Source organism: Bacillus sp. FSL K6-1000, assembly GCF_038630785.1.
GTDB classification, from domain to species: domain Bacteria; phylum Bacillota; class Bacilli; order Bacillales; family Bacillaceae; genus Bacillus; species Bacillus safensis.
On sequence record NZ_CP152042.1, the window covers coordinates 1961115 to 1983323 of the forward strand.

A 22209-nucleotide genomic window follows, 5' to 3' on the forward strand; every position below is an offset into this window, starting at 1 on the left:
TACAGATCGTCTTTTTCATGCATACGCTACAAAAAACACCATTGTATGAGAAAGAAGGGATTGATGACATGCAGCAGCTCTTTTATCATGACTTTCCATATCGGCCATTCACTGCCGCCTATGAGCATCTTCAAAGCAGCCCTTCATCAAAAGCCTTTATTCGATTATTTCACGCTGCACCAGATCTCAGTGAGCTCGCTGTTTATGTGAACCAGAAGCAGCTGATGAAAACAATGCCTTACAGCCATTTGACCGCTTATATGGAGTGGGATGAGGGAATGTATGAAATAGAAGTGTTCAAACTGGCTACAAATGAAAAAATTCTTCATTCTCGCATTCAATTTAAGAGTGGCGAGGTCTACACACTCTGTATCACAGGTGCTCGTGCAGGCTTTGCACTGCTGACTGAGCAGCAGACTACTTTGATCAAACAAGAAGACCTGTCAGCACTTACATTTGTACAGCTGTCTCCGGACCTTCCTTCTATAGATATATATGAACGAGACCAAGGGATCATATCGAAAGAGCTTGATTATGTAAACAGTACCCACATTCATCATTTCTCCCCGAATAAATATCATTTTGAATTGAAAGCCGCCGGCACTCAAAGTGTACTGCTTGATATCCCCAAAGTTCATTTGCAAACAAAGCGCGCATACCTGATTCTGCTTCATGGATTTGCTAACGGAGAGCCAGAACTTATGGCGAAGGTCGTCTTGTCTCGGCAACTATAAAAAAGAGCCTTTCCTAAAATGGAAAAGGCTCCTTACGAGACATCTTCAGCTTTTTCTTGCTTTTGAAAATCAAAAGCAAGAATCATCGTGCCTAGAAATAATGCACAGTAGGCAATATTTAAGTAAAACTGATCGATATTTTCTGCTTTTAAAGCATTGGCAGCTGTTATGCCAAAGTACGCAGCAAATAAAAACGACAGTAAACTAAAATATTGATAAACTCGCTTCATGATTTCACTCCTGACTCACACGTTCTATTGCTTTGGATGATAATATGAGAATTCAATTTCATCGTTCTGTAGATCAATTTTGTTCGCTTTGACATACATATCATTCGTCAGCGGCATTTCTGAAAGGCGCACTTCAACCGTTTTTTGATCCGGTTTTACATGAACGAATTCTGGCAGCTCATAGAACTGACCCATGTAGCTTAAAACAAAACTAATTGGAATGCTCAATTGTCCAATTGAAAAGTCATCCACTTTCAAAAGCACATCACCATTATCTTCAACAGTTGGCGTAAATGAGACGTTAGCATCAATCGTTGAAGAGAAAGCTTTAATTGCGCCTGTTACTTTCACATCTTGATCGATCGCTACATGAAAGTCTGGCATATCATTTGATCCTTGATTTTTCAAATAATCATTCACAAAGCTGGTGAGCGATTCTTTTGAGCTGGATATATTAAAAGCATATTCGCTTTTCACTTCTTTGGTTGAAGCGGATTGACCGCCTGGCAGCAGCATTAAAATACCGCAGGCAATCACAATCAATAGATTGATTGCAAGTAAAATAAAAAATAAGCTTTTCCATTTTTTCATCTATTTCACCCTATTCCTTCGGCAGTCCTTCTTTTTTCACTTCGGAGAATAAACGATTTGCCATAAGAGAGTACCCCTTTTGGTTTGGGTGGAAATCATCATCTGCCAGTAATTTTTCATCAGAACCTTCTTCAAATAAATCTGCTACATTGATCATATCCGCATTGCCGTCTTTTTTGAGTTCCTTTTTGGCAGCGGCATTCCAGTCTTTGACGACTTCATCAATATCTCGCAGCTCAGACAAACTGAACTTAAAAGGATTGTACATGCTGACATACATAATTTTCGCATGGCCATTCTGTTCTCTCAGTTGAGCAAGAATGGTTTTAAAGCGCTCCTCAAAAGGACCCTGCTCTTTTTTAAAAGGAGCAAACGTCAAATTAAGCACATTTTGACGGACAACATGCATGAGATCATTCCCGCCGATTGTAAAGAAAATATAATCAGCGTCTTTCAGTCCGTCCTGCACCTTTTTTTCTTTTAATCTTTTTAACAAATCTACTGTTCTACTGCCTTTAATGGCATAGTTTTTTAATGTGACAGATTGCACGCCGTCCACCGCTTCTATCTTGTCACGGGTCATGCCTGCATAGCCTTTTTTATCTTGATCTCCGATTCCTTCTGTTAAGGAATCTCCAACCGCTGCGATGGTAATATGTTCTTTTACGTTTTGTGTGTCTTCTAGTTTATCCTTTATGCCAGCCTCTTGCGCAGAACATGCAGAAAGAACAAATGCTAGAGACATCACAATCAAAATCAAACGAGCCTTCAAACGATGATGTCCCTCCTTTTTCTGATTAAAAAAGTGTATCATGTTTTCGCCCATTTGAACATCCTTATGCTAGCTTCGGTTCAGCGTTTTGATGTCCTTGATGATGTCATCATAAGGTGTGTTTTGCACGCCATCATAATTTTTCATCACTTTCCCTTCTTGATTAACAAGGAAAAACAGGGACTGATGAATCACTTGGTCTTCATCTTCAGGTTTTTTGACAATGGTCTTAAAGCTTTTCATTGCGAATTTTTCGATTTCTGACTGTGAATATCCCGTGAGAAAATCCCAATTTTTAAAGGACAATGGATAGGCTTTTGCAAATTCTTTTAGCTTTTTCGGTGAATCGACCTCTGGGTCCACACTAAAGGAAATGATATGCGCATCCAATTTTTCTTCTTTTAACCGTTTTTGCAGCTCTGTCATATGAGCGGTCATCGGCGGACAGATCGTTTCACAGCTTGTGAAAATAAAATCTGCTACCCATACTTTCCCCTTCAAATCTTCCAATGACACCTTTTGACCATCTTGGTTTTCAAACTCAAACGGCTCTATTTGATAATTTAACGCATCTTTGATTTGTCCATTTGAACATGAGACTAAAAGAAGCACGCTTATGATCATAAGCGCACCAAGTGAGGCTCCCCTTTTTCTATCCATGATATGTCCATCCCCTTTTTCCATCAATCGGTATAAAAAGTAAAGCCTATTGCGCCCTTTCCGGTATGACACGAAATAATCGGTGTTGTGTAGGCGATGTCAATCAGTGCTTCAGGTGTATGATCAAGCAGCGCTTTTTTTAGCTTTTCAGCGAGTTCTAATGCATCTGCATGTGCGATCCCAATGGCTTGAACTGTTTTTCCCTTCACCGCCTGTACATACTGTTTTGTCAGATGACGGACAAGCGCAGAATAGCTTCTCACATTCGCTTCTGGCGTATATACCCCGTCTGTTAAGCTCGCAATTGGTTTGATGTGAAGTAGGGAGCCGATCAGCGCCTTTCCTCTTCCAATTCTGCCGCCTTTGACGAGATTTTCTAATGTATCGATTGTGACATATAGCTTTGTTTGAAGACGGATTTTATCTAATTCTGTGATAATGTCTTCACGGCTTGCACCCTTTTTGGCTAGTTCTGCTGCTTTGATGACTTGAAATCCTAATCCATAGGAAATAAAATTCGAATCAATCACCGTGATGTTTCCATCTACCATTTTCGAAGCGCTTTCAGCAGTTTGAACAGTACCACTCATCCCACCAGTTAAATGGATACTGATCACTTCACTTCCATCTGCCGTCAGCTTTTCATATAATTCGACGAATTGACCGATCGCAGGTTGAGACGTTTTCGGCAGTTCCTCAGCGGCCTCCATTTTTTCAATAAATTCATCTGGCTGTATATTCACTCGGTCAATATAATCAACTCCAGAAATGGAGATATTGAGCGGAATCACGTGAATGGAAAGATCATTGATTTTCTCTTGCGGAAGGTCCACAGTTGAATCTGTTACAATTTTAATTTGTTTCACTATCGTCTCATCCTTGCTGTCTTAGTCTTTACTTATGATATTACCTTATTTCCTGCACACTTGAAAACAACTGACCTAACGTTTTTGAAATTGTCACAATTTCTTCTTGTCACGAAAAAAATCCTTGCCAAACTGAGCGGCAGCCATTTCAAAATGGCTGCTTCCCCCTTTTGACAAAGATTCCTGCTTACGCATTGTGTTTCAGTGTAGGCTCCTGATAGATCTGTTCATATGTGCTCCACTTGACGTTACGTTTCACATCCTCTCTGAAAGAGTACACAGCTCTCTTTCCTTTAGATACATAGACTTTTTTCAAGAAAGCTTCAAGTCTAAAGGTGAGCATGAAACGATACGTCTCATCCCCCTTTAGAACAGGGACTTCTGTTACCTTGATCTGAGCTCCATCCATCCGTCTAAAACATATTGTTTTGAGCAGCACAAACGATCAATCCTCTTTTCCAATTATCTGTTAAGCCTAAATAAATAGGTGGAATAAATCTTGATCTTTATTCACTTCAACATAGTGGAAGCCTTTTTTATCCATCCGTTCAATCAGCGCGGCATAGTCATCTCTTTCTTTCAATTCGATGCCAACAAGCGCAGGGCCTTTGCTTCGGTTATTCTTTTTCGTATATTCAAAGCGTGAGATATCGTCATTTGGTCCTAACACTTCATCTAAAAATTCTCGAAGTGCTCCTGCTCTTTGCGGGAAATTGACAATAAAGTAATGTTGAAGCCCTTCATAGATCATTGAGCGTTCTTTGATTTCCTGCATTCTGCCGATGTCATTATTTCCTCCACTGACAATGCAGACAACATTTTTGCCTTTAATCTCCTCGCGATGGGCATCTAATGCTGCGATCGGCAATGCGCCTGCCGGTTCTGCTACAATCGCACATTGATTATACAGCTCCAAAATTGTTGTACATACTTTCCCTTCTGGTACTAGACTGATTTTATCGACAACAGACTGAAGCGATGTAAACGTCTTTTCGCCAATCCGCTGAACCGCTGCTCCGTCTACAAACTTATCAATCGAATCAAGTGTCACAACCTCGCCCTTCTCATGTGACGCATGCAGTGAAGCTGCGCCAAGCGGTTCGACTGCAATGATTTCGGTTTCTGGTGAGATATTTTTGATATATGTACCAACACCAGATAACAGACCTCCACCTCCGACACTTGCAAATAAAAAGTGAGGCTCCACTTCGATATCGTTTAATATTTCGACAGCAGTCGTTCCTTGTCCTGCCATCACATCCAAATCATCAAACGGATGGATAAATTCGCGCTTTTCTTCATCTCCGCATTTTACGGCTTCATGATACGAATCATCAAACGTATCTCCGGTTAAAATAATTTCAACATATTCTTTTCCGAACAGCTCCACTTGGGATACTTTTTGCCTTGGCGTCGTAGCAGGCATAAAGATTTTCCCGTGGATGCCTAAATATTTACAAGAATAGGCAACACCCTGTGCGTGATTTCCAGCACTTGCACAGACAATGCCATTTTCTAGTTTATCTTTTGGAAGCTGGCTCATTTTATTAAAAGCGCCTCTTAATTTAAAGGAACGAACTACTTGAAGATCCTCTCTTTTTAAGTAGACATTACATTCATATCGTTCAGAAAGTCGCTCATTTTTTTGAAGTGGTGTATGAATGACTACATCCTTCAAATTTTGATGGGCTTTTAAGATGTCTTTCACTTGAATTAGCGTATTTTCTTTGAGCAACGGTTTCATGTACAAGATCCTTTCTCTTTAACCTTATTTAATTTGTCATTATAACATGAATATTCAAAAAATAAACCAATAGATCACGGATCCATCATAAATTTTATAAAATTTCTCGTTTTCCTGTACATTTGTTTTAATTGGGTGTTACAATTGAACCAATTAGAACCACAAAGAAAGGAACCACCTCATGGCCACACAATCGTTCACGTCTATATATGGAGATCATCAAGACATCAAGCATGCCATTCATCTGGCAAAACAATTTTCGAAAAACGAACAACCAGTCTTAATAACAGGAGGCACCGGCACAGGCAAAACACTATTTGCCCAAGAAATGGCGAACGCATCTATTCCACACGCAGCACTGACACAAATGTATTGCCCCATCTTGAATGAAGAAATCTTACAGAAAGCCTTCACAGAAAAAAACAATCAAATTCTTTATTTAGATGAGGTCGCCGCATTAAGTATTCCTATGCAGCACAAGGTCATTCACTTTCTAGAAACCTCACCTGCAACAAAAGTAATCGCTTCTTCGTCTTTATCAATAGAGGCACTCAGGGTTTCTTCTACCTTTTTACCCGAGCTGTTTTATCGTTTGAATGTTCTTCATTTGGCCCTTCCGGCTTTAGCTGAACGAAAAACAGACATTCCTGTGTTAACAAATGCTTTCTTTCAAGAGCTGGACATGGCTCCTGACATTGATCCAAGTGTTTGGGAAGCCTTGCAGCAGTATCCATTTGAAGGAAATGTGCAAGAGCTCAAAAATATCGTTCATTACGCTGCGTCCATACTCGAGGGCCACACGGTATTTTTACATCATTTACCTCCCTTTGTGTTAGCACCTCTTCCCTCAGCCGTGAAAGGTAAAAAGGAAGAACACCAGCTCACACTAATGGAAAAACAAGAGTTTGTTTTCTTGCTGGAAGCCATTAAATCTCTCAATGAAAAAGGAGAAGCGGCCAGCAGACGCATCCTGTCTGAACTAAGCAAGCAAGGAGACATTCCGCTCACCCCTCAGCAGGTGAGAAACCGCTTAGATGATCTTGAGAAAAAAGCATACGTGACGAAAGGAAAAGGCAGGGCCGGAACGAAGATTACACTTGAAGGTCTTTCATTCCTGAAGTCACTTGATGGTTATATACCGGTTCAATAAAAGGAGGACATCCATTGTTTACTGTAAAAGAAGAAATTGCAAACGCCATTACACATGGCATTGGTGTTATTTTATCCATACCAGCTATTGTGTTTCTCGTCTTATTCGCTGTTCAATACGGCACAGTCACAGATATTATCAGCTTTTCGATATTTGGCGCATCCATGCTTCTGCTCTATTTAAGTTCAACCCTGCTTCATAGCATTCGGCACAAAAAAACAAAAGATATTTTTGAAATCCTCGACCACTCGGCTATTTATGTATTGATTGCTGGTACATATACACCCTTTTTACTTGGACCACTAAAAGGTGCACTCGGCTATACGCTCCTTGCGATTGTATGGGCGCTTGCTGCTGGTGGGATTGTCTTTAAAATCTTTTTCGTCAAACGCTTTATAATCGTATCTACCCTCGTCTATTTATTAATGGGCTGGATGATTATCATTGCCATCAAACCGCTTTATATCCAATTAACAGGTGCAGGATTTGGACTCTTACTGTTAGGCGGCATATTATATTCAGTCGGAACCATCTTTTATATTTGGCGGAAAATCCCCTATCACCATGCGATTTGGCACAGTTTTGTTCTCGGCGGCAGTGCATCGATGTTCTTCTGTATTTTATTCTATTGCGTAAACATTCCTGCTGCATGAAAAAAACCAGCATCCACTATTCGGATGCTGGTTTTTCTATGCACGCTTTTGTGCGTAATCACTGATCATGACAGGAGCTTTAATATGAATATCGACATTAACAGGACGCATTCTCTTCACGAACTTCCCCATTAAAAGACGATCCGTTCCGCTCGTTTCAATCGGTACAAGCGGACAATCGAATTCTTCAGCAAGCGCCTCTGCAATATGACGATACTCTTCTGAAAGCAGTAGACTCTGCCCAGACATGATTCTTTCCTTTGCTTCTTCTAATAAAACCTCATCCGTTTGATTCTGGTGAATGACCGCCATTTTTTTCAACCATTGTTTTAAAATCGGATACCGAAAGAGCTTCGGCTTTGCCATAAAAGCAACTGGCTGCTCAAGGTGGCCGATCAATAATGTCGTCGTGACTGGATTCAGCTCTTTTGTGACATAAATAACCGGGCAGTCTGGCAGCTTCTTTTGCTGATGAATGGTCATGACTGATCCTGATTGATCAATACATCCCCGGGCAAACCTTTTTGCATGCTCATGAATGAGATGCATTCGTTTCGTATAGGAAATGCGTGGATCCGTTAATTCATGATCGTACAAATGCCTCATACTTTTTAAAAAGGATACAACAACATAAATCGTTAAAAACCAATAACGAAACAACCGTACTCCTCCTACTCACTTATCCTTTTTTGTCATAGACGACAAATTCATAATTGTAGGGGTTCTTTTCGTCACGATGGCCTTTTTCGCGTGATACAATCGTCCATTCGTCTTCATTGTAATACGGGAAATAACGGTCTCCTTCAAACGCATGGTGAATGTGCGTGATATAGAGACGATTCGCATATGGCATCATCTCTTCATACAGCTTAGACCCGCCAATAATAAATAGCTCTGTCTCGCTTTCCGCAATTGCCAAAACGTCAGCAATTGAATGAACAACCTCGCATCCTTCTGCTTTAAAAGAAGAACTTGTGGTCAGCACAATGTTTCGGCGGTTAGGCAGCGCTCGTCCAATCGATTCAAAGGTTTTTCTGCCCATGACAATCGTATGTCCGCCTGTGACTTTTTTAAAATACGCTAAATCTGCGGGTAAATGCCAAGGCATTTGATTATCTTGACCAATGACTCTGTCTTCTCCTGTCGCCACAATCATGGAAATCATACACTGACTTCTCCTTTAATATGCGGATGCGGATCATAGTTCTCAAGCACAAAATCATCAAACGTAAAATCAAAAATGCTCTTTACATCCCTTGTGATGCGAAGCTTAGGAAGCGTGCGTTCCTCGCGCTCCAGCTGCATTTTCACCTGCGGAAGATGATTTTGGTAAATATGAGCATCTCCAAGTGTATGAATAAACTCGCCTGGCTCAAGATTTGTGACTTTAGCAATCATCATCGTTAGGAGAGCATATGAAGCGATATTAAACGGCACGCCTAAAAAGATATCTGCCGATCTTTGATATAGCTGGCAGGAAAGCTTCCCGTTTGATACGTAAAATTGAAACAGACAATGACAAGGAGGCAGCGCCATTTGATCAATTTCCCCCGGGTTCCAAGCACTGACGATCAGTCGTCTTGAATTCGGATTGTGCTCAATATCATGAATCAGCTTTGTGATCTGATCCACGGTCTCGCCGTCTCCACTTGCCCATGATCTCCACTGCGCTCCGTACACACGGCCCAGCTCTCCATTTTCATCTGCCCATTCGTTCCAAATCCGGACACCATTTTCTTGAAGATATTTGACATTTGTATCACCTTTTAAAAACCAAAGCAACTCATGAATGATTGATTTCAGGTGTAATTTCTTTGTTGTTAAAAGAGGAAATCCTTCCTGTAAATCAAATCTCATCTGGTAACCGAACGTGCTGATTGTACCTGTACCCGTTCTGTCACCTTTTTCATCCCCGTGCTGTAATACATGACGGCATAACTCTTTGTATTGTTTCATTTTTTTCATCCTTTATTTATGTTCTTGTTGTAGTTTACCTTATTTCTGCTTTTGTTGAAACCAAAAAAACATGCCTGCATGATGAGCAGACATGTTTTTCTTTTTATACTTGATTCACTCGTTCCTGCTCTTCATCTTTAATATCTTGGTGTGAGTGAGCAATGCGGCTTGCAGCTGCTGCGGCAAGTGCAGCGACTAGGTCATCAAGGAAAGTATGCACTTCACCTGGACGGCCCTCATCTAATTCACGAATAATACCAAATTTCTCTTTATCTAAATAACCGAAGTTGGTCAAACCGATTGATCCATATACATTGACAATGGAAAGCGGAATAATCTCATCAATTCCATATAGCGGCTCATCTGTTTCAACTAAGTGCTGTAAAGGTTCTGGCAAAAGCTTTTGTTCTGCCAGCTGGTCAAGGGCAAGTCCTGTTAAAACCGCATGGACAATTTCTCTTTTATTCAGCACTTTTTCAACATTTTCAATACAGACACTAAGTGGAAGGTTTGGATGATATTTTTCTTGGAGCTTCAGCACAATGTGTGCGATATCTTCAATTTTCACTCCGCGGTCGTTTAACATTTGTTTTGTAATCTGCACCATTTCGTTCATTGTATATTTTTTCAATTGGCATGACATCTCCTTCTAGTGGCTCATCCAGCTCGGCGGGGTGTTTTTATCCCAGTAAATATTACCGAGTTCATGATGCGTCTGGAATCCATCTTCTGCTGTATGGTAATGAAAGTTAAACCAATATCCGCTGTGAGGCGGCTGATCTCTTCTGACATGGAAACGGAGCAAATCTTCTCCGGTCTTGCGGTTGTAAATGTGGAAGATTTTTTCGCCATTTCCGCTTGAAGGCTGATCAGTTAAAACAACATCTTGAAATTTTTCGTCATCTTTGAAATTTGTTAAATAGTCGGTTAACACTTGTTCAATCTTCGGCTGAATCTCTTCTCTGTACTCGTCCTCAATGACAGGTGTGATTTTACGGCCAAATTTGAGAAAGGATTGATTTTCTGCATTTGACAGCACCTCTTGCTTATATTGCTCAAAGGGATCTGTCTGCTCTTTGCTTTCCTCTTGCGTTAGTTCCCAGCTGCGCATTTCATCTGATGTATCATAAACAGCTGTATAAGGCGTTTTATCAGATGAAGAAAGTTCAGAAGGCTTGTCTGTCATCAAAGCCGACGGAGGAGAGACTAAGCCAAAAGTTGCAATCGTAAAGAGCACAACAAGCGTTTTTCTCATCCACATCTTCATGATATCTAATTCCTTCCATAAGTTATCATACTGCTATTCTAGCATATAATGAATTTTCAGTCATTCAATTTGGCCATCGATTTGAGACTTTCTTTTTCATAATAAAACGTTTACAATGGTAGCAAAGGCGACTAAAATTTGGGAGGAATGGGTATGCTTGAAGGGTTTTTCATTACGGCTTCCTTGCTGACGTTATTTTATTTTGTCTATATGGAGATTACAGATTAAAAGCCCTGAATAAGGGCTTTTTTAGATGATTGACAAGGAATTCAAAGTATTGTCTATTAGTGAGGGCTTTTTTCTTTCTCAATATATCCATAATGAAATTGAGCTGTTTTTCGTTTTAAAATGTGAAATTGATAGGAATCTGCTAGAAATCGGGTGCTTTTCCAATGATCTTTTAAAACTACCCTTTTTCTCGCCACTCTCAGTGCTTCTTGGACGGCTATTTCGTTGTCAAAGTGGTGCTCTGCTGCATGACGTAGCGGAGCGATACTTGCAGATTCTTGAATTGTCTCCTCAAACATCGGATCAAAATAGACGACATCAAATGAACCATCAGAGAGCTTCTTTAGCTGCTCGATACTGTCTCCACTTACAACAGATATCCGTTTCATCGCTTCATCTGCTTCTCTTAACCCTGTCTCCCATGTGTTTAGTCCTTCTCGCACTAGCAATGCTGTCATGGGATTCTTTTCGATACCAACGACCCTTCCCTTCGTACCTACTCGCATGCTTGCTGTAATGGCATCTGATCCTAAGCCAAGCGTACAATCTAAAAAGGAATCGCCAGGCTGAAGATGCGTGGCTTCGATTAAAGGATCCTTTTCTCCACGCATGAGCCGCTTCACCCTGAACATTGCTGAGCTTGGATGAAAGAAAAACTTTTCACCATTTGGCTGATACCATTCGAATCTTTCTTTCCCCACTACAAGGACGTCTCCTCGTTTTATCGCAAGCTGCTTGACAGATTGTTTGCGCCTCTCTACATACTCGCCATGTAAATCCTCTGCAAGTGCCTTTGCTGTTTCAATCGTTTGTTCATTTGCTCTAAAGCTTGTTGTGATAAGCATGCGGTTCCTCCATCATGATCAAGAAAAAATGCCCTGATTTGATCACAGGACATTTCAACATGTGTATTAGCAATGTTTTTCGAATGCAGATAAGACGTTGTTCATGATGTCTTCCATTTCATGACCTTCAATTTCGTCACGTGGAATAAAATGAACAAGTTCATTTCCTTTTAAAAGTGCCATAGATGGAGACGATGGCTCTTCGCCTGTGAAGTATTCTCTCATTTTTGCCGTTGCTTCCCTGTCCTGGCCAGCAAAAACTGTGACAATTCGATCTGGTGTTTTTTCTGCCTTCATCACAGCTTGAGTAGCAGCTGGACGTGCTAATCCGGCAGCGCACCCGCATACAGAATTGACAACCACAAATGTCGTTCCTTCTCTTTCTTGCATCGTTTGTTCTACTTCTTCTTCCGTTGTTAGTTCTTGAAATCCTGCACTTGTCAGCTCTTGACGCATCGGTACAACGAGCTGCCGCATGTATTCTTCATATGCCATTGACATAAAAAAGCCCCCTCTATAATCCTTATGTTGTGAATAAAGGATACTATAGAGAGAGCCAATTTTCAAATGTTCGATATCAGATTAAATTTTCATGATTCCGCCTGTATTGGCTGATGTCACAAGTTTTGAATATCTAGCAAGATAACCTGTTTTTACTTTTGGCTCAAAGCCTTTCCAGTTTGCTTTTCTTCTTTCCCATTCTTCCTCTGGAACATCTACGCTTAAAATGCGCTGCTCGATATCGACAACGACATGGTCACCATTTTCAACAAAGGCAAGCGGGCCGCCCTCAGCTGCCTCTGGTGAGACGTGTCCAATAGACAATCCGCGAGAAGCGCCGGAAAAACGTCCGTCTGTAATTAAAGCAACCTTTGGTCCAAGTCCCATGCCGACGATTTGTGAAGTAGGTGCAAGCATTTCAGGCATGCCAGGTCCGCCTTTAGGTCCTTCGTAGCGAATGATGACAACATGTCCTGCTTCTACTTTTCTATTAATGATGCCTTCAAGGGCTTCTTCCTGGGATTCAAATACGATCGCAGGTCCCTCATGGCGTGTGATCCCGTCTTGTACCCCGCCTGTTTTAATGATGGCTCCATCTGGCGCAAGGTTTCCAAATAAAACGGCTAAGCCGCCTTTTTCAGTAAATGGCTTATCAATTGGATAAATGACGTTATAATCTTTTACCTCATGTCCCGCAATGTTCTCGCCAAGCGTTTTCGCAGTGACGGTCATTGTATCTAAATGAAGAGCTCCTTCTTTTTTAGACAATTCATTTAGTGCGGCTGTAACGCCGCCTGCTTCATGTAAATCCTCAATATAAACATCTGAAGCTGGAGCAAGTTTCGATAAATGAGGCACACGTTCTGCTACTTCATTGATACGTTCAAGTGAATATTCAACACCTGCTTCATTCGCAATCGCCAATGTGTGAAGAACGGTATTGGTTGAACCACCAAGTGCCATATCTAATGCAAATGCATTATCAATTGCTTTTTCAGTGACAATATCCCGTGGTTTAATATCTTTTTTGATTAGCTCCATGAGTTGTTTTGCAGACTTCTTCGCAAATTCTCTTCGCTCTGGTGATGTCGCCAAAATTGTTCCATTTCCAGGAAGAGCAATCCCGAGTGCTTCTGCCAAACAGTTCATTGAGTTAGCCGTAAACATACCTGAACAAGATCCGCAGGTTGGACAGCCAAACTGTTCTAATTCATTTAATTCCTCTTCATTGATTTTACCTGACTGGTATGCACCAACACCTTCAAAAACAGAAGAAAGAGAGATTTTTCTGCCATCACTTGTTCTACCCGCTTCCATCGGTCCGCCGCTCACAAAAACAGTCGGGATATTCACGCGCATCGCTGCCATCATCATTCCTGGTGTGATTTTATCGCAGTTAGGAATACAAACCATTCCATCAAACCAATGAGCAGATACAACGGTTTCTACAGAGTCAGCAATGATTTCACGGCTTGGCAATGAATATCTCATCCCGATATGACCCATGGCAATTCCATCATCGACGCCAATCGTATTGAATTCAAATGGAACGCCGCCAGCTTCACGAATGGCTTCTTTCACAATCTTCCCGAATTCCTGAAGATGGACATGTCCTGGGACAATATCAATATAGGAATTACATACGGCAATAAATGGCTTGCCGAAATCCTCATCCTTTACCCCCGCTGCTCTTAGTAAGCTTCGGTGAGGTGCTCTGTCGATTCCTTGTTTAATCATATTACTGCGTAGTTCTGCCATCTGTTTAAAAAGCCTCCTATACTACAAGTCTTGTTGACTGCATGATTTTGAGTTGATTTTATTTTACAAATTTTCTGTTTATTTAGCCACCTATGAATGACTGATGACTAACATGGCTGCTGAAGCAAGCGCTCAGCAAGGTTCGTGTCATAAAATCTGACCTCCAATATTCTATATTGGTACTACTATATAGAGTTTTTTCGCATATTTCAACAATATTCAAAATAATTTTTCTAAAAAAATTTTTCTGTCTATCTTTTTTAGAAAAACAAGCTGCTTTTCATTGGCAGCTTGTTCATTTTTTCATCATTCTGATGCATTCTTTCTACTTTCTGTCATTTGCTTCCACACAGAGCCTTTCGCTTCTTCTCCATGCTCAATGCGTTCAATCGCCATTTTGACTTGAAGACTGACTTCAAACTCAGGGTCTTGCTCTGCTTCTTTTAATGCTTCAAGTGCCGTTTCGTCCCCTTCTTCATAAAGGAACATCGCTGCGCGCCAGCGGACGAGCTTACTCGGGTCCTTTAATGCTGCGATCATGGCTTCTATAGCGCTAGGGTCACCAAGGTCAGAAATACAGTCGCCAGCCGTTCTGCGGACCGTCACTGTTTTGTCCTCGAGCCCCTTATATAAAATAGGCAGAATGGCAGGATCTTCAATCATGCCAGCATTCACAACGGCTTGTCTGCGAATAGACGTTTTTGGATCCTCCATTGCTTTCATTAAAACAGGTATATCCTTTTGCTCTGGCTGCATTTGCTCTAAATGGGCAAAACGTTTTTTCCAATCTTCCTCTTGTAGCATGTCTTCTGTTACATCATATGCTTTTCGGTTCACCTGTCTATCTACAGCTTCCTGCCCTTCTTTAACTGCCTCTGTTAATCGGGCTAAACGCTCATCATCATAGGCTGCTTGCAGCTCCTCTGTGACTTCCTGACCGATATCAGCAAATTCCCCAAAACGAACGCCATGTTCTTTCCACACACGTTCAAACACGACATTGTCTGAGCTGCTTCTAAGCTTTAAAATGGCTGCTTGAAAACGTTCAGGCATGCCAAACCGCTCTTCTCTTTCACCGTCTGACAGTTTGACCTGCATCGGAATCCCATTAAACATTTGGACAAATACTTTCACTTCACCAAATGTGTCATCGCCTGACTGCGAACCTTCCTGAAGGCCTTCTGTTTCTTGTCCAAATGCTTCTCTGACCTGCTGTAAAATACCCTGCCAGTCAAACTTTGCATTTCGCTCGACCGCTAAGAAATCTGCGACATGATAAACCCCTTTTACACCTTCAATGCTTAAAATACGCTTGATCATTTCTGGGGCTTCGTCTTTTTGATCCTTTTTGTAGTTGTTGCTTTTACCGCCGGCAAGTGCTTCTGTCAAAATAACCTTCATGGTATTCGGACTTGGCGTCGGTTCTATGGCTGTTATTTTCATTGATATATCCTCCTTACACACATAAAGACCCTACTCATCTGTAAGGCCGCATTCTTCTTTCCATTTCTTGATAAATAAACTCATCAATTCATGCCGCTCATCAGCAAGCTGCTTCCCTGCACGAGTGTTCATCAAGTCTTTTAATTTGAGCAGTTTTTCTTCCATATGCTTTAGCACAGAGCCCTGCTGCGTGTCCTTTGTATAATGGGGCTCACCTGTTGCGCCAGCATACGTAAACACTCTAGCGATACCGCTTGCTCCTATCGCATCCAGCCTATCCGCATCTTGAACAATAGTCCCTTCTAACGTCATCGGCCTAAACTGCTTATGCCGGTGACGAAAAGACATCGTTGTAATGATGTCCATGATGTAGCGGATATCCCTCGTATCCAATTCCCACAAAAGGAGCTGGTGCTCAAGCTGCTCCTTAGTGACTTTCCATTCACTTGACAGCTTTTCATCAATGACATCATGTACAATTGCCGCCATTTCGATGATAAAGAAAGAGCCGCCTTCCTGATGTGCAATACGGACGGCAAGCTGGCGCACACGAGCAACATGAGCCGCATCGTGTCCAGTTGGTTCATCCTTCAGCCTGTCTGAAACAAAGGAGGCAGCTGCCTCCAATTGTTTTCGCTGCATGACTGTCAGCATCTTATTTGTCCAACAGAGCGATGATTGAGCTTTCTAATTCTTTTGGTGGCGTTTTTGGAGAGAAGCGTTCAGTGACTTCTCCGTTTTGGTCAACGATAAATTTTGTGAAATTCCATTTCACTGTTTTTGTCCCAAGCACACCTTTCGCTTCACTTGTTAAATGCTTGAACAGCGGGTGCGCCTCTTCGCCATTAACATCTACTTTCGCAAACATAGGGAAGGTCACTCCATAATTCAAAGAACAGAATTCTTGAATGGCTTCTTCTCCTTCTGGCTCTTGGTTCATAAATTGGTTACACGGAAATCCTAAAATTTCAAGGCCCTTTTCATGATATTGATCATATAGCTCTTGTAATTGTTTAAACTGAGGAGTCAGTCCACATTTGCTTGCTGTGTTTACAATAATGAGCACTTTTCCTTTGTAATCTGCCATCGATTTTTCCTGACCGTTAATGGTCTTGACCTGAATATCATAAATTGACATCTCATAGCCTCCTAGGATTCACTTTTTCCTATCGTAACATGCTTCTTTTAGAAAATCGCTTTTTATGCTCCCGTTTAAAAGAGTCCTGTCACACTGCCGTCTTCTAATAAATCCATTTCGAGAGCCGCAGGTTTTTTAGGTAATCCAGGCATTGTCAAAATGCTTCCGGTTAAGGCCACAATAAATCCTGCTCCTACAGATGGCTTTAACTCGCGAATCGTAATGGTAAAGCCTTTAGGTCTGCCGATTAAAGCTGGATCATCCGAAAGAGAATATTGTGTTTTTGCCATACAAACCGGCAAATGAGCCCAGCCGTTTTCCTCAATGGCAGCCAGCTGCTTTCTTGCTTTGGATGTGAGCGTGACCCCATCTGCCCCGTAAACCACTTTGGCCACTTTAGATAACTTTTCTTCGATGGAATCGTTCTCTTCATACAAATAGGTAAAGTTGTTCTTTTTCTTTTCAATGAGTTCCGCTAGTTCCTCTGCAAGAGCTGTCCCGCCTTCGCCTCCTTCTTCCCATACATTCACGGCTTTAACTGGATGGCCATGTTTGCCGCACCAATCTTCTATCGCTTGAATCTCTTCTTTTGTATCCGTAATAAAACGGTTTACCGCGACAATATATGGAAGACCAAAAGCTTGCACGGTTTCAATATGCTTTTCTAAATTATGTATACCTTCTAATACGGCGTGTGCATTCTCTTCTTTGAGTTCGGTTTTCTTCATTCCGCCATGCATCTTTAATGCTCTCACTGTCGCCACAATGACAACTGCACCAGGTTTGAAATCACCAGCTCTTGTTTTAATGTGAAGGAACTTTTCTGCTCCAAGATCTGCTCCAAATCCAGCTTCTGTTACGACATAATCAGCTAATTTTGCTGCCATTTTGGTTGCAATTAAACTATTGCATCCATGTGCAATATTGGCAAAAGGACCGCCATGGACAAGTGCTGGGGTTCCTTCAATCGTTTGAACCAGGTTCGGCTTGAGTGCGTCTTTTAAAAGTAACGTCAGGACACCTTCATATCCAAGTGCTCCCACTGTGACTGGCTCGCCTTCTTGATTATAGGCAACAACAATAGAAGAAAGACGTTTTTTTAAGTCAGATAAGTCTTCTGCTAAACAGAGGATCGCCATCATTTCGGAAGCAACTGTAATGTCAAATCCGTCTTCTCTAGGATACCCATTTAACTGACCGCCAAGTCCGACAACGACTTGTCTTAATGCACGATCGTTTAAATCAAGCACCCGCTTCCATACAATGCGGCGCGTGTCGATGCCGAGTTCATTTCCGTGATGGATATGGTTATCAATAAAAGCAGATAAGGCGTTATGTGCAGATGTAATGGCATGAAAATCTCCTGTGAAATGAAGATTGATTTCTTCCATTGGCAGCACCTGTGAATATCCTCCGCCCGCTGCCCCGCCTTTAATCCCCATTGTAGGACCTAATGATGGCTCACGCATCGCAATGATCGCTTTTTTGCCAATTTTTTCGAAGGCTTGACCAAGGCCGACTGTTACCGTGGATTTCCCCTCACCTGCTGGCGTTGGGTTGATGGAAGTGACAAGAATCACGTGTCCTTCTTTTTGTTCCTTTAAACGGTCAAAAATAGTCAAAGATATTTTCGCTTTTGTGAAACCATAGCATTCTAATTCTTCGTCATGTAGTTGCAGCTTTGCTGCGATGTCTTGAATTGGTCTTAGCTTAACCTTTTGGGCAATGTCAATATCTGATAAATGCTTTGTGATCATAACAAAACGGCCTCCTTTTTTTACAGAAACAGCATTCTTTTTTGCTCTATTTTTCATTGTAACATAATTGAAACATTGAAATATCGCCAGAAAGTTCCTATAATGAAGTGAAATTAGCTTTGGTTCAGGGGGTGGCGAGTTGCCTATTAACATACCAGTTCATCTGCCGGCAAAACAAATACTAGAGAGCGAAAATATTTTCGTCATGGATGAGACAAGGGCATTCAAGCAAGATATCCGTCCTTTGAATATCGTGATCTTAAATTTAATGCCAAAAAAAATACAAACTGAAACGCAGCTGCTGAGAATGCTCGGAAATTCTCCTTTACAAGTGTACTTTACGTTTTTGATTCCAAGTACACATACACCGAAGAATACGTCGAGAGAGCATCTAGATGAATTTTATACGACCTTTGAATCGATTCGCCATAAAAAATTTGATGGAATGATCATCACTGGCGCACCAATTGAGCACTTACCTTTTGAAGAAGTTTCTTATTGGAAAGAGCTGCAGGACATTTTGGACTGGAGTAAAACCAATGTGACATCTACCCTTCATATTTGCTGGGGTGCACAGGCAGGTTTATATCACCATTACGGGATTGAAAAAATCAAGCTTCCCGAGAAAAAATTTGGCGTATTTGAGCATATTGTGAAAGAGAAAAAAGAAAGATTAGTCAGAGGTTTTGATGAAGTATACTATGTCCCACATTCTAGGCATACAGATATTAATACAGAACAATTAAAAAACACGCCGAATTTGAAAGTCTTGAGTATGTCTGAAGAAGCAGGTGTTTGTTTAATTGTTTCAGATGATGATAAACAAGTATTTTTAACTGGACACCCTGAGTATGATACAGATACATTGATGCAGGAATATGAAAGAGATTTGTTGAAAGATGATACAGTCCAAAAACCTGTCCACTATTTTATAGAAGATGGTGACACATTAATCCCAGTAAATCGCTGGAAAGCCCATGCAACCTTGTTGTTTATGAATTGGCTTAATTATTATGTTTATCAAGAAACACCATACGTTTGGGAATAAAATAGACTGTGGTCTGATGATAAATCGTCAAAATGTGTTAAAATACAAATGGCTCTGTCTTCCATTATCAATTGAATCTGTTTGTTTTTTAAAATTAGTTTAATTCTTTCGTAACGAATGATATGCTCTAACTGTTTATATGTTATCTTTATGTATATGTAGACCTATGAGATTAATAGTTTCGTACGAAGTTTTGTTGTTGTTGATTACATTTGAGGTGAATATTCTTGAATACCAATAAAAAAATATTAATCTTGACCGCAAATTATGGAAATGGACATATGCAGGTAGCAAAAACACTGTATGATGAATGCAAATCCCAAGGATTTGAACATGTTGTAGTTTCTAATTTGTATCAAGAATCGAATCCCATTGTGTCAGAAGTGACTCAATATTTATACTTGAAGAGCTTTTCCATTGGGAAACAATTTTATCGCTTGTTTTATTACGGTGTTGATAAAATTTACAATAAACGCAAATTTAACATTTATTTAAAGATGGGAAATAAGCGTCTCGATGAATTAATTCAGTTACACAATCCAGATATCATCATTATTACATTCCCGATGATTGTTGTACCAGAATATCGAAACAAAACAGGTAAAGTGATTCCGACTTTTAATGTCATGACCGATTTTTGTCTCCATAAGATTTGGGTACATGAAAACATCGACCGATACTATGTTGCAACCGATTATGTGAAACAAAAATTAGTGGAAATCGGCACACATCCAAGCGATGTCAAAGTGACAGGTATTCCTATTAGACCACAGTTTGAAGCCGACGTGCCAAAATCGATGATCTATAAAAAATATGGATTATCATCCGACAAAAAAGTACTTCTTATCATGGCCGGTGCTCACGGTGTACTAAAAAATGTGAAGGAATTATGTGAGGCGCTGCTTCTCGACAGTGAAGTACAAATTGTTGTTGTATGCGGAAAGAACGCCGCACTGAAACAATCGCTTAGCGTTCTTGAGCAGGCACACCCAGATCAATTGAAGGCGCTTGGATATGTGGAACAAATTGATGAATTGTTCAGAGTAACAGATTGTATGATTACAAAACCAGGCGGCATTACTTTAACAGAAGCAACTGCAATCGGTGTCCCAGTCATTCTTTACAAGCCTGTCCCTGGCCAAGAAAAAGAAAATGCTCTTTTCTTTGAGGATTATGGCGCTGCTATTGTCATTAACAGACATGAAGACATTTTAGAATCTGTGACCAACTTGCTGCAGGACGAAGAAAAATTAGAAACAATGAAACAAAACATGAAAAAACTGCACTTAAAACAATCTTCTCAAACCATTTTGGAAGATATCGTCGAGCAGTCAGATCTCATCATGAATAACAAAACATATGCTCGCGCATTATCATAAAAAGGTGTCCGTCAATGACGGACACCTTTTTCTTTACCCTTGATTTCCATTTGTTGTGTATACTTCTTCAAACGGCTGAACGACAACAAAGCCGCTTCCAGTAAACTTCATTTGAATAGACTCTCCGCTTCCCCTGCCAATAAAGGTTTTAAAGGAAACATCTGTCACAAATTCAGTTTTTAAATCACCTGACCACGCAACAGTCGCATTCGGATCTGTATAAACAGAGTCACCCGGCTGAACAATGAGCGTCAGCGGCTCATAATGACTTGTGATTGCTACTAAGCCCGGCCCTTCTAATTTGACATTAAATAATCCGCCTGCAAGCATGCCTGATACCTTTTTCATCAATTTGATATCCCAGCGGACAGACGGTTCAAATGCGAGCAGATCGTTTCCATTCACAAAAATAGATTCCCCTTGGGCCAAACGGAGAATTGAGATTTTTTTGCCTTGATCTGCCACATATAATTTCCCATCACCTGTCGCCTTCATTAGTGAGGTGCCTTCTCCCGAGAGCATTTTTTTGAACATCTTTGAGACGCCGTGCTCAAAAACACCCTCACGTTCAAATTTGATTTTCCCTCGATAGGAAACCATGGAACCTGTTTTTGCCCAAATGGTGTCAGTTAAATTAATTTCTAAAAGCCTTGATGTTTCAAGTTCGAAGACCCCTTCTCCCTTATCTTCTTGCTGCGTATTCTGAATAAATTCTTCAAGTGTATAACGATTCATGATTGCACCTCTTTCTGTATTTTTTTTATATACGGACAAGCTGCACGTTAGGTTCCGAAAAGGACGTTTTATTTTTCATTGTTATTCACCAAAAAAACAAAAAAATCAAACATTCTGCTCAAAATTTGGCTCGCCTGCTTGACGCGTTACTTTTGATGGTGTATAGTGGAACCATCATTTAACAACTGTAAAGTCGTTAGGTGATGAAAATTTTTTTTAGTATGCCCAAAAGGTGTGCTACAGTACTAGGAGGAAAAAGCAATATGCAAAACGGTAAAGTAAAATGGTTCAATAATGAAAAAGGTTTCGGCTTCATTGAAGTTGAAGGCGGAGACGATGTATTCGTTCACTTCACAGCTATCGAAGGTGACGGCTACAAGTCTTTAGAAGAAGGACAAGAAGTTTCTTTTGAAATCGTTGAAGGTAATCGTGGACCTCAAGCTGCAAACGTAACAAAACTTTAATCAACTAAATCAATGATGAAACGACAAAATAAAGAGAGGCATATGCCTCTCTTATTTGATTTTCAGCTGAATTTCAATGGCTAAAATATTTTGCTTCAGTCGTTGTTCAATTTCAGAAATATCTTTTTCGAGAAAAGGTCTTCCCTTCTTTGCTACATCTACTAGCTGCTCTAGATCGCTGTATACCTCTTGAAATGTTCGATGTAATACCGTTTCGAAATCCTTATTATTCATGCCGGCCTTCCCCTTTTCCTCTATTATCCGTCACTTAGTCAAAAAGTAACTCAACC

General features: G+C 40.7%; 27 protein-coding genes. 6 read left to right on the plus strand and 21 right to left on the minus strand.

Features of this window, described 5'->3' with window-relative positions; translation table 11 throughout:
* The first annotated feature begins 17 nt into the window (after positions 1 to 17).
* Positions 18 to 734: a DUF4397 domain-containing protein gene (locus MHI46_RS09925; RefSeq protein WP_260773887.1), complete on the plus strand. Its 717-nt coding sequence runs from the start codon at positions 18 to 20 to the stop codon at positions 732 to 734.
* 32 nt (positions 735 to 766) lie between these two features.
* On the opposite strand, the gene ypmT is transcribed toward MHI46_RS09925, so the two are convergent.
* From ypmT to ilvA, 7 genes are all read right to left on the minus strand, one after another.
* On the minus strand, positions 767 to 964 hold the full coding sequence (ypmT, locus tag MHI46_RS09930; RefSeq protein WP_024422723.1) for a protein YpmT: 198 nt from the start codon (positions 962 to 964) through the stop codon (positions 767 to 769).
* A 24-nt stretch (positions 965 to 988) separates the two neighbouring features.
* Positions 989 to 1555, minus strand: coding sequence for a YpmS family protein (locus MHI46_RS09935; protein ID WP_041085768.1), 567 nt, complete (start codon positions 1553 to 1555; stop codon positions 989 to 991).
* A 10-nt stretch (positions 1556 to 1565) separates the two neighbouring features.
* Positions 1566 to 2327 (minus strand): SGNH/GDSL hydrolase family protein, encoded by a 762-nt coding sequence (locus MHI46_RS09940; RefSeq protein WP_058838922.1) that lies wholly within the window; start codon positions 2325 to 2327, stop codon positions 1566 to 1568.
* A gap of 69 nt (positions 2328 to 2396) precedes the next feature.
* The gene (locus tag MHI46_RS09945; protein WP_235354817.1) at positions 2397 to 2951 is read right to left on the minus strand and encodes an SCO family protein; all 555 of its coding nucleotides are present in this window, start codon (positions 2949 to 2951) and stop codon (positions 2397 to 2399) included.
* A gap of 59 nt (positions 2952 to 3010) precedes the next feature.
* Positions 3011 to 3853, minus strand: a complete 843-nt coding sequence (locus tag MHI46_RS09950; RefSeq protein WP_024428148.1) for a DegV family protein — start codon at positions 3851 to 3853, stop codon at positions 3011 to 3013.
* A 187-nt stretch (positions 3854 to 4040) separates the two neighbouring features.
* The gene (locus MHI46_RS09955) at positions 4041 to 4292 is read right to left on the minus strand and encodes a YpmP family protein (RefSeq protein ID WP_024422728.1); all 252 of its coding nucleotides are present in this window, start codon (positions 4290 to 4292) and stop codon (positions 4041 to 4043) included.
* A gap of 36 nt (positions 4293 to 4328) precedes the next feature.
* Positions 4329 to 5597, minus strand: coding sequence for a threonine ammonia-lyase IlvA (gene ilvA, locus MHI46_RS09960; RefSeq protein WP_025093104.1), 1269 nt, complete (start codon positions 5595 to 5597; stop codon positions 4329 to 4331).
* A 181-nt stretch (positions 5598 to 5778) separates the two neighbouring features.
* Between ilvA and MHI46_RS09965 the strand changes: the two genes are divergently transcribed.
* Together MHI46_RS09965 and MHI46_RS09970 are read left to right on the plus strand one after the other, a co-directional pair.
* Positions 5779 to 6747 (plus strand): sigma 54-interacting transcriptional regulator, encoded by a 969-nt coding sequence (locus MHI46_RS09965; protein ID WP_260773891.1) that lies wholly within the window; start codon positions 5779 to 5781, stop codon positions 6745 to 6747.
* Between the two features lie 14 nt (positions 6748 to 6761).
* A complete protein-coding gene (locus tag MHI46_RS09970; protein WP_024428144.1) occupies positions 6762 to 7400 on the plus strand; it encodes a hemolysin III family protein in 639 nt (212 codons plus the stop codon).
* A 36-nt stretch (positions 7401 to 7436) separates the two neighbouring features.
* On the opposite strand, the gene MHI46_RS09975 is transcribed toward MHI46_RS09970, so the two are convergent.
* The 12 genes from MHI46_RS09975 to MHI46_RS10030 all read right to left on the minus strand — a co-directional run bounded on the left by MHI46_RS09975 (position 7437) and on the right by MHI46_RS10030 (position 18293).
* The gene (locus tag MHI46_RS09975) at positions 7437 to 8060 is read right to left on the minus strand and encodes a hypothetical protein (protein WP_059377780.1); all 624 of its coding nucleotides are present in this window, start codon (positions 8058 to 8060) and stop codon (positions 7437 to 7439) included.
* Positions 8061 to 8079: 19 nt separating this feature from the next.
* The gene (gene folA / locus MHI46_RS09980) at positions 8080 to 8565 is read right to left on the minus strand and encodes a type 3 dihydrofolate reductase (protein WP_059377778.1); all 486 of its coding nucleotides are present in this window, start codon (positions 8563 to 8565) and stop codon (positions 8080 to 8082) included.
* Positions 8562 to 9356 (minus strand): thymidylate synthase, encoded by a 795-nt coding sequence (locus MHI46_RS09985; RefSeq protein ID WP_041085780.1) that lies wholly within the window; start codon positions 9354 to 9356, stop codon positions 8562 to 8564. The genes folA and MHI46_RS09985 overlap by 4 nt, the downstream gene beginning before the upstream one ends.
* A 103-nt stretch (positions 9357 to 9459) precedes the next feature.
* Entirely contained in the window at positions 9460 to 9987 is a 528-nt protein-coding gene (locus MHI46_RS09990; RefSeq protein WP_047203262.1) for a phosphatidylglycerophosphatase A, read from the minus strand.
* 18 nt (positions 9988 to 10005) lie between these two features.
* The gene (locus MHI46_RS09995; protein WP_059377775.1) at positions 10006 to 10623 is read right to left on the minus strand and encodes a YpjP family protein; all 618 of its coding nucleotides are present in this window, start codon (positions 10621 to 10623) and stop codon (positions 10006 to 10008) included.
* A gap of 284 nt (positions 10624 to 10907) precedes the next feature.
* The gene (locus tag MHI46_RS10000; RefSeq protein ID WP_260773897.1) at positions 10908 to 11696 is read right to left on the minus strand and encodes a class I SAM-dependent methyltransferase; all 789 of its coding nucleotides are present in this window, start codon (positions 11694 to 11696) and stop codon (positions 10908 to 10910) included.
* A 66-nt stretch (positions 11697 to 11762) separates the two neighbouring features.
* Positions 11763 to 12197, minus strand: coding sequence for a BrxA/BrxB family bacilliredoxin (locus MHI46_RS10005; RefSeq protein WP_039179382.1), 435 nt, complete (start codon positions 12195 to 12197; stop codon positions 11763 to 11765).
* An 81-nt stretch (positions 12198 to 12278) separates the two neighbouring features.
* Positions 12279 to 13955 (minus strand): dihydroxy-acid dehydratase, encoded by a 1677-nt coding sequence (gene ilvD, locus MHI46_RS10010; protein ID WP_024422739.1) that lies wholly within the window; start codon positions 13953 to 13955, stop codon positions 12279 to 12281.
* 306 nt (positions 13956 to 14261) lie between these two features.
* Positions 14262 to 15398 (minus strand): conserved virulence factor C family protein, encoded by a 1137-nt coding sequence (locus MHI46_RS10015; RefSeq protein ID WP_047203259.1) that lies wholly within the window; start codon positions 15396 to 15398, stop codon positions 14262 to 14264.
* A 30-nt stretch (positions 15399 to 15428) separates the two neighbouring features.
* Positions 15429 to 16040 (minus strand): HD domain-containing protein, encoded by a 612-nt coding sequence (locus MHI46_RS10020; RefSeq protein WP_330545232.1) that lies wholly within the window; start codon positions 16038 to 16040, stop codon positions 15429 to 15431.
* A 13-nt stretch (positions 16041 to 16053) separates the two neighbouring features.
* Positions 16054 to 16536, minus strand: a complete 483-nt coding sequence (locus MHI46_RS10025; RefSeq protein ID WP_041085791.1) for a glutathione peroxidase — start codon at positions 16534 to 16536, stop codon at positions 16054 to 16056.
* A gap of 74 nt (positions 16537 to 16610) precedes the next feature.
* Positions 16611 to 18293 carry a formate--tetrahydrofolate ligase gene (locus tag MHI46_RS10030; RefSeq protein WP_342502809.1) on the minus strand — a complete coding sequence of 561 codons (1683 nt, stop codon included), beginning with the start codon at positions 18291 to 18293 and terminating at the stop codon, positions 16611 to 16613.
* 139 nt (positions 18294 to 18432) lie between these two features.
* Between MHI46_RS10030 and metA the strand changes: the two genes are divergently transcribed.
* Together metA and MHI46_RS10040 are read left to right on the plus strand one after the other, a co-directional pair.
* Positions 18433 to 19341 carry a homoserine O-succinyltransferase gene (gene metA, locus MHI46_RS10035; RefSeq protein ID WP_039179396.1) on the plus strand — a complete coding sequence of 303 codons (909 nt, stop codon included), beginning with the start codon at positions 18433 to 18435 and terminating at the stop codon, positions 19339 to 19341.
* A 227-nt stretch (positions 19342 to 19568) separates the two neighbouring features.
* Positions 19569 to 20720: a diglucosyl diacylglycerol synthase gene (locus MHI46_RS10040; protein ID WP_024422744.1), complete on the plus strand. Its 1152-nt coding sequence runs from the start codon at positions 19569 to 19571 to the stop codon at positions 20718 to 20720.
* Between the two features lie 33 nt (positions 20721 to 20753).
* On the opposite strand, the gene MHI46_RS10045 is transcribed toward MHI46_RS10040, so the two are convergent.
* Positions 20754 to 21455, minus strand: a complete 702-nt coding sequence (locus MHI46_RS10045; protein ID WP_039179399.1) for an AIM24 family protein — start codon at positions 21453 to 21455, stop codon at positions 20754 to 20756.
* A 263-nt stretch (positions 21456 to 21718) separates the two neighbouring features.
* Between MHI46_RS10045 and cspD the strand changes: the two genes are divergently transcribed.
* Positions 21719 to 21919, plus strand: coding sequence for a cold-shock protein CspD (cspD, locus tag MHI46_RS10050; RefSeq protein ID WP_024422747.1), 201 nt, complete (start codon positions 21719 to 21721; stop codon positions 21917 to 21919).
* 51 nt (positions 21920 to 21970) lie between these two features.
* Here the strand turns inward: cspD and MHI46_RS10055 are convergent, their stop codons facing one another.
* Positions 21971 to 22153: a hypothetical protein gene (locus MHI46_RS10055; RefSeq protein WP_039179402.1), complete on the minus strand. Its 183-nt coding sequence runs from the start codon at positions 22151 to 22153 to the stop codon at positions 21971 to 21973.
* Positions 22154 to 22209 lie beyond the last annotated feature (56 nt).

What these genes read in the sequence shown, in the direction of transcription:
- MHI46_RS09925 (WP_260773887.1), top strand. Translation starts at nt 18, where the DNA reads ATGCATACGCTACAAAAAACACCATTGTATGAGAAAGAAGGGATTGAT.
- ypmT (WP_024422723.1), bottom strand. Translation starts at nt 964, where the DNA reads ATGAAGCGAGTTTATCAATATTTTAGTTTACTGTCGTTTTTATTTGCT.
- MHI46_RS09935 (WP_041085768.1), bottom strand. Translation starts at nt 1,555, where the DNA reads ATGAAAAAATGGAAAAGCTTATTTTTTATTTTACTTGCAATCAATCTA.
- MHI46_RS09945 (WP_235354817.1), bottom strand. Translation starts at nt 2,951, where the DNA reads ATGATCATAAGCGTGCTTCTTTTAGTCTCATGTTCAAATGGACAAATC.
- ilvA (WP_025093104.1), bottom strand. Translation starts at nt 5,597, where the DNA reads ATGAAACCGTTGCTCAAAGAAAATACGCTAATTCAAGTGAAAGACATC.
- MHI46_RS09965 (WP_260773891.1), top strand. Translation starts at nt 5,779, where the DNA reads ATGGCCACACAATCGTTCACGTCTATATATGGAGATCATCAAGACATC.
- folA (WP_059377778.1), bottom strand. Translation starts at nt 8,565, where the DNA reads ATGATTTCCATGATTGTGGCGACAGGAGAAGACAGAGTCATTGGTCAA.
- MHI46_RS09985 (WP_041085780.1), bottom strand. Translation starts at nt 9,356, where the DNA reads ATGAAACAATACAAAGAGTTATGCCGTCATGTATTACAGCACGGGGAT.
- MHI46_RS09995 (WP_059377775.1), bottom strand. Translation starts at nt 10,623, where the DNA reads ATGAAGATGTGGATGAGAAAAACGCTTGTTGTGCTCTTTACGATTGCA.
- MHI46_RS10000 (WP_260773897.1), bottom strand. Translation starts at nt 11,696, where the DNA reads ATGCTTATCACAACAAGCTTTAGAGCAAATGAACAAACGATTGAAACA.
- MHI46_RS10005 (WP_039179382.1), bottom strand. Translation starts at nt 12,197, where the DNA reads ATGTCAATGGCATATGAAGAATACATGCGGCAGCTCGTTGTACCGATG.
- ilvD (WP_024422739.1), bottom strand. Translation starts at nt 13,955, where the DNA reads ATGGCAGAACTACGCAGTAATATGATTAAACAAGGAATCGACAGAGCA.
- MHI46_RS10015 (WP_047203259.1), bottom strand. Translation starts at nt 15,398, where the DNA reads ATGAAAATAACAGCCATAGAACCGACGCCAAGTCCGAATACCATGAAG.
- MHI46_RS10020 (WP_330545232.1), bottom strand. Translation starts at nt 16,040, where the DNA reads ATGCAGCGAAAACAATTGGAGGCAGCTGCCTCCTTTGTTTCAGACAGG.
- MHI46_RS10025 (WP_041085791.1), bottom strand. Translation starts at nt 16,536, where the DNA reads ATGTCAATTTATGATATTCAGGTCAAGACCATTAACGGTCAGGAAAAA.
- MHI46_RS10030 (WP_342502809.1), bottom strand. Translation starts at nt 18,293, where the DNA reads ATGATCACAAAGCATTTATCAGATATTGACATTGCCCAAAAGGTTAAG.
- MHI46_RS10045 (WP_039179399.1), bottom strand. Translation starts at nt 21,455, where the DNA reads ATGAATCGTTATACACTTGAAGAATTTATTCAGAATACGCAGCAAGAA.
- cspD (WP_024422747.1), top strand. Translation starts at nt 21,719, where the DNA reads ATGCAAAACGGTAAAGTAAAATGGTTCAATAATGAAAAAGGTTTCGGC.
- MHI46_RS10055 (WP_039179402.1), bottom strand. Translation starts at nt 22,153, where the DNA reads ATGAATAATAAGGATTTCGAAACGGTATTACATCGAACATTTCAAGAG.